Raw genomic sequence first — 10,645 nt, 5'->3', positions numbered from 1 at the left:
GCTGACCGCGGCGATCGACCTGGTGGTCATCGCCCGCCGCGCCCGCACCTGAGCCCGCGACGGCGGCCCGTGACGACGGCCCCGTGACGACGGCCCTGGCGCGGCGGGGTGCGGCGTGCTCAGGCCGCCAGGTCGCGGGCGGCGACGGCGATCGCGTCGGCGTCGATCCCGGCGACGCGCAGCTGCTCCTCGGGCGTGGCGGAGGCGGGCATGTTCCGCACCGCGAGCCGCGTCAGGCGCGGCACGGGGCCGCCGTCGGCGAACGCCTCGGCGACCGCGTCGCCGAGGCCGCCCTCCGGCCAGTGGTCCTCGACGGTGACCAGGCATCCGGTCCGCTCGGCCGCCTCACGCAGCGTGACGGCGTCCACGGGCTTGACCGAGTACAGGTCGATGACGCGGGCGGGAACGCCGTCGGCGGCCAGCCGGTCGGCGGCGGCCAGGGCCTCGTGCACCGTCACCCCGGCGGCCACGATCGTGACGCGGTCGTCGGCGGAGGACCGCAGCACCTTGCTGCCGCCGATCGGGAACCGCTCGTCCGGCCGGTAGATCACCGGGGTGGCGCCGCGCGTGGTGCGCAGGTAGCGGACGCCCTCGGCGTCGGCCATGGCCTCGACCAGCCGGGCGGTCTGGTTGGCGTCGCACGGGTACAGCACGGTGCTGCCGTGCACGGCGCGGAACGCCGCCAGGTCCTCCAGGCCCATCTGCGACGGCCCGTCCGGCCCGATGGCGACCCCGGCGTGCGAGCCGACCAGGTTGACGTTCGCGCGGCTGACGGCGGCCATGCGCACGAAGTCGTAGGCGCGGGTGAGGAACGCGGCGAAGGTGGAGGCGAACGGGACCCAGCCGCGCGCCTGCATGCCGACGGCGGCGGCCACCATCTGCTGCTCGGCGATGTAGCACTCGAAGAACCGCTCCGGGTGCTCCTTGGCGAAGAACTCCGACCGGGTGGAGTCGCTCACCTCGCCGTCCAGCGCCACGACGTCGCCGCGGACGGTGCCCAGGGCGCTCAGCGCCTGGCCGAAGGCGTTGCGGGTGGCGACCTCGTCGCCCACGTCGAAGCGGGGCAGTTCGACCGGTGCGTGGTCCAGGGGCCGCGCGCACCGCTCGGACCGCGGATGGCGCGGCTCGACGCGGATGTGGCTGCGGCCGCCCAGTTCGATGACGGCCTCCTCGGCGTCCGGCAGCGGCTTGCCGTGGTGGCCCTCGCGGTCCTCGACGGCGGCCACGCCCTTGCCCTTCCTGGTGCGGGCGATGACGGCGGTGGGACGGCCCGTGGTGCGCTCGGCCTCCCGGTAGGCGGCGTCGATCGCGTCGACGTCGTGGCCGTCGATCTCGACGGTGTGCCAGCCGAACGCCTCCAGCCGCCGCGCGTAGGCGCCGGTGTCCCACTCGTGCCGGGTGGGCCCGCGCTGGCCCAGCCGGTTGACGTCGATGACGGCGGTCAGGTTGTCCAGCCGCTCGTGGGAGGCGTGCTCGGCCGCCTCCCACATGGCGCCCTCGGCCATCTCGCTGTCACCGCACAGCACCCACACCCGGTAGGGGACGCGGTCGAGCCGCTTGGACGCCAGCGCCATCCCCACGCCGTACGGCAGGCCCTGCCCGAGCGAGCCGGTGGCCGCCTTCACCCACGGCAGCCGGGGCGTGGGGTGGCCCTCCAGCTTGCTGCCGAGCCTGCGGAAGCTGAGCAGCTCCTCGTCCGACAGCGCGTCGGCGGCCACGAACATCGCGTACAGCAGCGGCGACGCGTGACCCTTGGAGAAGATCAGCTGGTCGTTGCACGGGTTGGACGGGGCGTTGAAGTCGTAGTGCAGGTGCCGTGCCAGCAGCACCGCCATCAGATCGGCCGCCGACATCGACGAGGTGGGGTGGCCCGACCCGGCCGCGTCGGCGGCGCGCACCGCGTCCACCCGCAGCTGCCGGCCCAGCTCGCGCACCCGCTCCAGGTCCATGTCCTCGCGCATGTCTCTCCCTCCGGGGCGTCGGCACAGGTACGGACCGTCCCTGCGTACCCGGACGAAGGGGAGGAATGCGGGCTCAGTGCCGGTGGTCGGGAAGCGCGGCGGCGGCCTCGCGGGGGTGGGCGAGCAGGTGGGCGATGCGGTCGGCGTCCTGCTCGCCGACGGGGTTGTAGACGATCATGCGCAGCCCCGGCGCGGCCGTCAGGTCCAGGCCGGTGGAGCGCATGGCGATCTCGCCGACCGCCGGGTGCCGGAACACCTTGTCGCAGGGACGCGGCGGCGCCACGTCCTGCGTGGCCCACAGCCGCGCGAACTGGGGGCTGGCCGCGCACAGCCGCTGGACGAACTCCTTCCACCCCGGGTCGTCCATGTGCCGGCTGTAGCGGTAACGGAAGATCGCGACGGACTCGTGCGCCTGCTCCTCGATGTTGGCGATGGGGTTGCAGCACGGCGGCATGGTGAACGCCAGCCACATGGTGTTGCGCTCGCTCGGCGGGACCCGGGGCACGCACCAGAAGACCGTCGCGTAGGCGCGGTTCCAGGCGATGATGTCCGACCGCGCCGACACCACGGCGGCGGGCATCGGGTCCAGGCGGTCCAGGATCGCGGGGACGTCCTCGGGCAGCCCCTCGGCGGGATCGACGGCGACCGGACGGCGCGTCACCCCCGCCAGCGCGTACAGGTGCTCGCGCTCGGCCGGGTCGAGCCGCAGCGTGCGCGCCACCGCGTCCAGCACCTGGGGGCTGGCGTTGATGGGGCGGCCCTGCTCCAGCCACGTGTACCAGGTGACGCCGACGCCCGCGAGCTGGGCGACCTCCTCGCGGCGCAGCCCCGGGGTGCGGCGGCGCGGCCCCGGGGGCATGCCGACGTCCTCGGGTCCGATGCGCTCGCGGCGGGAGCGCAGGAACGCGGCGAGATCGGTGCGTCGCGCGCCGCGGCCGGGGGCGCGCCTTCCCCCGTCCGCGGACGCCCTGGTCTGCGTCATCGTCACGTTCCCCAGACTGCCCGCCGTCCGTCCCGCGTGCCAGGTGCTGTCAGTACCAGTATCAGGCGGCTCTCGTTACTGGTACCGCCTCCCCCGCATGCTGGTGCTCATGACACAGACAACCGATCTGTCCCGAGTTGTTCCCAGAGCGGGGACGGCGCGGGAGACCGGGCGGGGCGGCGCCGGGGGGCCGGCGTTGGCGCTGCTGCTGCTCGGGCAGTTCATGGCCATCCTCGACGCCAACATCGTCAACGTGGCCCTGCCGACCATGCGCGCCGACCTCGGCGCCTCCGGCGCGGGCCTGCAGCTGGTGGTGGCCGGATACGTCATCGCCTACGCGGTCGTGCTGATCACCGGGGCCCGGCTGGGCGACCTGGCCGGGCCCCGCCGCATGTTCCTGCTGGGCCTGGCGGCGTTCTCGGCCACGTCGCTGGCGTGCGGGCTGGCGCCGTCGACCGGCTGGCTGGTGGCGTTCCGGTTCGCCCAGGGCGCGAGCGCGGCGCTGCTCACCCCGCAGGTGATGAGCATGATCCAGCGGGGCTTCACCGGCGCCGCGCGGGCCCGCGCCCTGGGCCTGTACTCGGCGGTGATCGCCGGCGGGGTGGTGGTCGGCCAGGTCGCGGGCGGGCTGCTGGTCAGCGCCGACCTGTTCGGCTCGGACTGGCGCTCGGTGTTCCTGGTGAACGTGCCGATCGGCGTGGCGCTGCTGGTCGCGGGGCCGCGCGTGCTGCCCGCCGACGGGGAGCGGCGCGGCGGCGGCCTGGACCCGGCGGGCCTGGCGGTGCTGACCCCGGCGGTGCTGCTGTTCGTCGTCCCGCTCATCCTCGGGCACGAGCTGGGCTGGCCGCTGTGGGGGTGGTTCGCGCTGGCCGCCAGCGCGGTGCTGTTCGCCGTGTTCGTCGGCGTGGAGCGGCGGGTGGTGCGGCGCGGCGGGCGCCCGCTGGTCTCCGGGCGGGTCCTGCGGGCGCCCGGGCTGGCCCCGGCCATGCTGACCATCGCGCTGGGGCCCGGCTCCTGGGGCGCGTTCCTGTTCACCACGACCCTGCACCTGCAGGGCGACCTGGCGCTCAGCCCGCTGGAGTCGGGGCTGGCGTTCGTCCCGTGCGTGGCCGCGTTCGCGCTGGTCGGGCTGACGTGGCAGCGGATGCCGGCGCACTGGCACCGGCCGCTGGTGCCCATCGGGTTCGCCGTCGCGGGGGTCGGCTACCTGTTCATCGGGCCGCTGGCGGGCGGCGGCGCGGCGTACGAGGCGCTGACCGCGGTCATCGGGCTCGGCCTCGGGGTGCTGCCGATCGGGATGACGGCGGCCCTGGAGGGGGTGCCGCCCGAGGACGCCGCCGACGGCAGCGGCCTGCTGCTGACGGTCATGCAGCTCGGCCAGGTCGTCGGCGTCGCGACGGTCGGCACGCTGTTCCTGACGCTGGCCCAGCACGACCAGTCCACCCGGCACGCCGAGTACGGCACCGGCTGGGCGCTGGCCGTGGTGGGGCTGCTCGCGGCGGGCTCGGCGCTGGCGCTGCTGCGCCGCCGGCCCGCCCCGGTCCGCGCCGCCGCCTGAGCGGTCACCGCGGGCGACGGGGTCACGAGTTCAACCGGAGCACGACATCCACGGGGGCACGGGGTCACGAGGTCGGGTGCAGGACGACCTTGATGGCCCCGTCCTGCTTCTTCTGGAAGATCTCGTACCCCTGCGGGGCCTGTTCCAGCGGCAGGTGGTGGGTGGCCAGGTCCATCACGCCGAGCGGGTCGGCGTCGTCGGTGACCAGCGGCAGCAGGTCGTCGATCCACCGCTTGACGTGGGCCTGGCCCATCCGGACCGTGATGCCCTTGTCGAACATCTGCAGCATGGGCAGCGGGTCGGTCATGCCGCCGTACACGCCGATGATCGAGATGGTGCCGCCGCGCCGGACGATCTCGATGGCCTGGTGCAGCGCCGCCAGCCGGTCCACGCCCATCCGGCTCATCAGCGGCGCGGCGGCCCGGTCCGGCATCCACCCGGTGAGGGTGTGGGCCATCTTGGCGACGGGCGAGCCGTGCGCCTCCATGCCGACCGCGTCGATCACCGAGTCGGTGCCGCGGCCCTGGGTCTTCTCCCGCACCATCTCCACCACGTCGTGCGCGGTGTGCGGCGGCCCGGCGTCGACGATCTCGATGTCGTGCCGGCGGGCCATGTCCAGGCGTTCGGGCACCAGGTCCACGCCGATGACGCGGCGGCCCAGGTGGCGGGCGATGCGCGCGCACATCTGCCCGACCGGGCCGAGGCCCAGCACGGTGACGCTGCCGCCCTCGGGGATGTCGGCGAAGTCCACGGCCTGCCAGGCGGTGGGCAGCACGTCCGACAGGTACAGGAACCGCTCGTCCGGCGGTCCCTCGGGCACCTTGATCGGCCCGAACTGGGCCTGCGGCACCCGCAGGAACTCGGCCTGCGCGCCCGGGACGTGCCCGTAGAGCTTGGTGTAGCCGAACAGCGCGGCGCCGGTGCCGTACTCGCGCACCTGCGTGGTCTCGCACTGGGCGAACAGCTTCATCCCGCACATGGCGCAGTGCCCGCAGGAGATGTTGAACGGGATCACCACCCGGTCGCCGGGACGGATGTGGTCGACCTCGGCGCCGACCTCCTCCACGATGCCGATCGGCTCGTGGCCCATGATGTCGCCCTCGGTCATGAACGGGCCGAGCACCTCGTACAGGTGCAGGTCGGAACCGCAGATCGCGGTGCTGGTCAGCCGCACCACCGCGTCGGTCGGTTCCTTGATCGCGGGGTCGGGCACGGACTCCACGCGCACGTCGCGGCGACCGTGCCAGGTGAGCGCCTTCATTCGGTACCTCCCTGCGCCGTGGTCCCTGGTCGGGCCCTACCCCGCCCACCGGCGCGAAACGCGGGCGGGGCCGGGCATGGACGCGGCGGCGGCGCGGGACGGGAGGACCCGGTGCGTCCCGCGCCGCCGCCGGCCGGTCGGCTCGCGCGGCCGGCGCGGCTCACTTGCCGCGTCCGGAGAGGTGGTCGCGCGCCCGGTCGACCAGACCGGCGCCGGGCGCGAGGAGCTTCAGCAGCGTGGGCGAGTCGGGCGTGGACGGGTGCGGCCGGGTGGGGGCCTTGTCCTTGGCCTTCTGGATCTTCTCGCCCAGCTCGGCCAGCTCGGCGTGGTCGCAGTGCCGGGCCAGCTGCGGGAACAGGTTCTCCTCCTCGTCGTGCACGTGCAGCCGGACCTCGGTCATCAGGCTGGCGAGCAGGTCGGAGAACTCCCGGCCCGCCGCGTCGGTCTTCTCCAGGTCCTTCATGATCCGCTCGACCTTGTCGTGGTCGGCGAGCTCCTTGTCGGCGATCTCGTCGCCGTCCGGCAGGTGCCGCCGGGTCGCCGGGTACAGGTACATCTCCTCGGCGACCGAGTGCCGCACCAGCTCGATGATCACCTGGTCGGTCAGCCGCCGCCGGGTCTCCCCGTCGTCCGGGCGGGCGGCCTCCAGCTGCCCGAACAGCTCCTCCACCTCTTGGTGGTCATGGGTCAGGATGCTGATCATGTCCGCGGCCTGCGTGGTCATGGGGTTCTCTCCTTTCGCCGGTCCGGTGGACCCCACCCCCCTACCCGGCGCGCCGCCTTCAAACGAGGGGCGGGCGGCCCCGGCGTCAGTAGTCCCTCAGGACGGCGCGGGCGGCCTCCACCCGGCGCGGCACGGGGCGGCGGGCGCGCGCCACCGCGGGCAGGGCGCGGACGGCGTCGGCGACCCCGCGCCGGCCGTGGTCGCTGGTCAGCGCGCCGGCGGCGGTGCGCAGCAGCACGGGCAGGGGACGGCGCAGCCAGGCGGTGAGCAGCCGGTTGCGCACCTCGCGGCGGCGCCGTCCCGCCGGGTCGCGGCCGTGCGGCGACGGATGGTGGTGGACGACCAGTTCGGGCAGGTAGGCCATGCCCCAGCCCGCCGCGGCCAGGTCGAGCGCGAGCAGTTCCTCCTCGCCGCCGAAGTGCAGCACCTCGGAGAAGCCGCCGACGTCCAGGAACGCGTCGCGGCGCACGACGACCGAGCAGGCCAGGAAGCCCATGATGGCCGGGCCGGGCAGGTCGTCGGGGCGTCCCAGCGGGGAGCGGGCCATGGCCTGCGACACCGGTTCGAGGCGGCCGTCCTCCCCCACCAGGACGCGGGCGGCGAGCAGGGCCGTGCGCGGGTGGGCGTCCAGGACGGACGCGGCGTGCGCCAGCGCTCCGGGCGCCCACCACGAGTCGTCGTCGGCGAACGCGACGTACCGGGTGGCCGCCTCGCGGACGCCGGCGTTGCGGGCGGCGGCGCCGAGGTTGCGCGGCAGCCGGATCAGGCGCGCGCCCGCCTCGCGCGCCACCCGCGGCGTGTCGTCGGACGAGGCGTTGTCGACCACGATCACCGGCGCGGTGTGGCGGGCGAGGCTGCGACGCAGCTCGGAGGCGCGGTCGCGGGTGGCGACCACGATCGTCACGTCCGTCGCGTCGGGCATCGGTTCCCTTCCGTCGGGTCGCGTACCGGTCGGGTCGCGTACCGGTCCGTCGGGTCACGCACCGGTCAGCTCACGTACCGGCGCGCCCGCGACCGCCGCTGCGGTTCTTCGAGCGCGCGCAGGCGTGCCTCGACGTCCGGCGGCACCGGGCGGCGTTCGCGCAGCACCCAGGGCAGTCCGGCGGCGGCCTCCGCCAGCGCCAGCGCGGTGACGCGGTCGCGCGGCAGCGTGCCCAGCAGCGCCCGGGTGCGGCGCAGCGCGCTGCGGGGCGGGCGGCGCAGCCAGGTGAACCAGAGCGTGTTGCGGATGCCGTGGCGGCGGCGCAGGTGCGGCTCGCGCAGCGGCGACGGCGCGTGGTGGACGACCACGTCGTCGGCGTAGCACAGGTGCCACCCGCGGCTCATCAGGTCGGCGCTGAGCAGTTCCTCCTCGCCGCCGAGCCACAGGCGGGGCGAGAAGCCGCCGGCCTCGCGGAACGCCCCGGCCCGCAGCACCGACGCGCCGGCCAGGAACGAGCCGAGCGCGGGCCCGGGGAGCCCCGGCGGGCGCGGCAGCGGCGACTCGCGCAGCTCGGTCACGATGGGGTCCTCGCGGCCGTCCGGCTCGACGATGACGCGGCCGGTGACGACGGCGACCCGCGGGTGGGCGTCCAGCAGCGCGACGGCGCGGGTCAGGGCGCCCGGCTCCCACCAGGTGTCGTCGTCGCAGAACGCCACGTACGGGGTGCGCACGTGGTCGACGGCGAAGTTGCGGGCCACCGCGCCGAGGTTGTCGCGGGGGCGCAGCAGGGTCATCTCCGGATACAGCAGGGCCACGGCCTCGGCGGTGCCGTCCCGTGAGGCGTTGTCGACCACGATGACCGGCGGCCGTTCCGGCAGCCCGGCCAGGCGGCCGAGCGTGTGCAGCAACGACTCGCGCCGGTCGCGGGTTATCACGACGACGGTGCAGCGCATGCGCGGCGCGTACCCGCATCGATACGAATCATGTGCGCGTACGCGGACCATCTGCGCACCCAGTGACCTGCGGGACTGGACTGACCAGAACGACCAAGGATGACCTAGCCCACCGTAAACGTTCGGACACTCTTGTTTGAGGGGCACTGCTCCGGTTAAGTCCGAATCACCTATTGGTGATTTGGGCGCGTCTTATACGAACCACTGCATACAGGGCGGTGCGGGAGACCGACACCGCCCCGGAACGATGTCTATGACGCAGGCATCCTCCGCCCGGTCAGGGCCCGCGGGCCACGCCACGCCCTTTCGGAGGTCCCCCATGCGCGTTCTCGGAGTCAACGCGATATTCCACGACCCGTCGGCCGCGCTGGTGGTCGACGGCAGGATCGTCGCCGCCGCCGAGGAGGAACGCTTCAGCCGCCGCAAGCACGGCAAACGACCCGTCCCGTTCTCGGCGTGGGAACCACCGGAGAAGGCCGCCCGCTGGTGCCTGCGGGAGGCGGGCCTGGAGCCGGGCGACCTGGACGCGGTCGCCTACTCCTACGATCCCCGCCTCGTCGAGCAGGGGGTGCGGGGACACGACGACCAGTGGGAGCACCTGCGCACCCTGTACGCGCAGCGCGCCCCGTTCTTCCTGGCCGCCGCACTGCCCGGACTCGACCCCGGCATCGTGCGGTTCGTGCCGCACCACGTGGCGCACGCGGCGTCGGCCGCCCTCGCCGCGCCCGACCCCGGCGAGGGCGACGTGCTGGTGCTGGACGGACGCGGCGAGATCCACTCCCACCTGGCGGGCACCTACCGCGGCGGCCACCTCAGCCCGCTGCACGCGCAGAGGCTGCCGCACTCGCTCGGCCTGATGTACGAGGAGCTGACCGACCACCTCGGCTTCCTGCGCTCCAGCGACGAGTACAAGGTGATGGCGCTGGCCTCCTACGGCGAGCCGCGGTTCCTGGACGAGATGCGCGAGCACGTGCGCGCCACCGGCGACGGCGGTTTCGCCGTCGACCGCATCGACTGGGGAGCGCTCGCCAAGGCCCGCGCGCCCGGCGACGAGTGGACCGAGGACCACGCCGCCCTGGCCGCCAGCGTGCAGATCCGCCTGGAGGAGGTCCTGTGCGACCTGGCCGGATGGCTGCACCGGCGCACCGGGTCGCGGCGGCTGACGCTCGCCGGCGGCGTCGCGCTGAACTGCGTCGCCAACTCGCGGCTCGCCGAGACCGGCCCGTACGAGGAGGTCTGGGTGCAGCCCGCCGCCGGTGACGCGGGCACCGCGCTGGGCGCCGCCCTGCACGTGGCGCAGCGCGCCGGGGACCGGATCGAGCCGATGCCCGGCGCCGCCCTGGGCCGCCAGTGGGACGAGCCGGAGCTGGCCGCCTGGCTGGACACCGCCAGGATCCCCTACGAACACCCCGACGACCTGGCCGCCACGGTGGCCGACGCGCTGGCCCGCGACCAGATCGTGGCGTGGTTCCAGGGCCGCAGCGAGTTCGGCCCGCGCGCGCTGGGCCACCGGTCGCTGCTGGCGCACCCCGGCCACGCCGAGAACGTCGAGCGGCTCAACGCGGTCAAGGGCCGCGAGCAGTTCCGGCCGATCGCGCCGATGGTCGCCGTGGAGGACGCGGCCGGCATCTTCGAGGGGCCGCTGCCCAGCCCGTACATGCTGTTCGTGCACCGGGTCAGGCCCGAGTGGCGCGACCGGATCCCGGCCGTGGTGCACGTGGACGGCACCGCGCGCATCCAGACGGTGGCGCGCGACGACGAGCCGCTGGTGGCCGACCTGCTGCGGGCGTTCCGTGCCCGCACCGGCCTGCCGGTGCTCGTCAACACCAGCCTCAACACCGCGGGCCGCCCGATGGTGGACGACCCCCGCGACGCCCTGGAGTGCTTCGGCTCCGCGCCCGTGGACCTGCTGGCCATCGGCCCGTTCGTGGTGCGGCGCCGGGAGGTGTTCGCCCGATGACGCGGGCGGACTACACCGTCGTCATCCCCACCGTGGGCCGCGCCAGCCTGCGCACCGTCCTGGACGCACTGCTGGACGGCATGGCCGCGGACCCGGGGAGCGCCCCGGCGCGGATCCTCGTCGTGGACGACCGGGCGCGGCCGGGGGCACCGCTGCCGCTGCCGTCCGCCGCCGGGGACGACGTCAGGGTGCTGCGCTCGGGCGGCCGCGGACCCGCCGCCGCCCGCAACGCCGGATGGCGCGCCGCCACGACCGAGTGGGTTGCGTTCCTGGACGACGACGTCGTGCCCGCTCCCGGCTGGCCCGCCAAGGCCGCCGCCGACG

9 protein-coding genes are annotated in these 10,645 nt (G+C 74.7%); 3 read left to right on the top strand and 6 right to left on the bottom strand.

Annotated elements, in window-relative coordinates:
• Positions 1 to 119 precede the first annotated feature (119 nt).
• Together ABD811_RS36195 and ABD811_RS36190 are read right to left on the bottom strand one after the other, a co-directional pair.
• Positions 120 to 1,961, bottom strand: coding sequence for a transketolase (locus ABD811_RS36195; protein WP_344956790.1), 1,842 nt, complete (start codon positions 1,959 to 1,961; stop codon positions 120 to 122).
• Positions 1,962 to 2,034: 73 nt separating this feature from the next.
• On the bottom strand, positions 2,035 to 2,943 hold the full coding sequence (locus tag ABD811_RS36190; protein WP_344956789.1) for a helix-turn-helix transcriptional regulator: 909 nt from the start codon (positions 2,941 to 2,943) through the stop codon (positions 2,035 to 2,037).
• 109 nt (positions 2,944 to 3,052) lie between these two features.
• On the opposite strand from ABD811_RS36190, the gene ABD811_RS36185 reads away from it, so the two are divergent.
• The gene (locus ABD811_RS36185) at positions 3,053 to 4,501 is read left to right on the top strand and encodes an MFS transporter (RefSeq protein ID WP_344956787.1); all 1,449 of its coding nucleotides are present in this window, start codon (positions 3,053 to 3,055) and stop codon (positions 4,499 to 4,501) included.
• Positions 4,502 to 4,565: 64 nt separating this feature from the next.
• Here ABD811_RS36185 and ABD811_RS36180 read toward each other — a convergent pair whose 3' ends face one another.
• The 4 genes from ABD811_RS36180 to ABD811_RS36165 all read right to left on the bottom strand — a co-directional run bounded on the left by ABD811_RS36180 (position 4,566) and on the right by ABD811_RS36165 (position 8,361).
• Positions 4,566 to 5,762: a zinc-dependent alcohol dehydrogenase gene (locus tag ABD811_RS36180; RefSeq protein ID WP_344956785.1), complete on the bottom strand. Its 1,197-nt coding sequence runs from the start codon at positions 5,760 to 5,762 to the stop codon at positions 4,566 to 4,568.
• A 160-nt stretch (positions 5,763 to 5,922) separates the two neighbouring features.
• Positions 5,923 to 6,486 carry a hemerythrin domain-containing protein gene (locus ABD811_RS36175; protein ID WP_344956783.1) on the bottom strand — a complete coding sequence of 188 codons (564 nt, stop codon included), beginning with the start codon at positions 6,484 to 6,486 and terminating at the stop codon, positions 5,923 to 5,925.
• 85 nt (positions 6,487 to 6,571) lie between these two features.
• Complete coding sequence (locus ABD811_RS36170) at positions 6,572 to 7,408, bottom strand: glycosyltransferase family 2 protein (protein WP_344956781.1); 837 nt, start codon at positions 7,406 to 7,408, stop codon at positions 6,572 to 6,574.
• A 65-nt stretch (positions 7,409 to 7,473) separates the two neighbouring features.
• Positions 7,474 to 8,361: a glycosyltransferase family 2 protein gene (locus ABD811_RS36165; RefSeq protein WP_344956779.1), complete on the bottom strand. Its 888-nt coding sequence runs from the start codon at positions 8,359 to 8,361 to the stop codon at positions 7,474 to 7,476.
• A 319-nt stretch (positions 8,362 to 8,680) separates the two neighbouring features.
• Between ABD811_RS36165 and ABD811_RS36160 the strand changes: the two genes are divergently transcribed.
• Together ABD811_RS36160 and ABD811_RS36155 are read left to right on the top strand one after the other, a co-directional pair.
• The gene (locus tag ABD811_RS36160; protein WP_344956777.1) at positions 8,681 to 10,321 is read left to right on the top strand and encodes a carbamoyltransferase family protein; all 1,641 of its coding nucleotides are present in this window, start codon (positions 8,681 to 8,683) and stop codon (positions 10,319 to 10,321) included.
• Positions 10,318 to 10,645, top strand: a 328-nt coding sequence (locus tag ABD811_RS36155; RefSeq protein ID WP_344956775.1) for a glycosyltransferase family 2 protein, incomplete at its 3' end; no start/stop codon positions are given. The genes ABD811_RS36160 and ABD811_RS36155, both read left to right, overlap by 4 nt.

This window comes from Actinomadura miaoliensis, assembly GCF_039536785.1.
GTDB lineage: Bacteria > Actinomycetota > Actinomycetes > Streptosporangiales > Streptosporangiaceae > Spirillospora > Spirillospora miaoliensis.
This window is presented reverse-complemented; position numbering and strand designations above follow the sequence as displayed.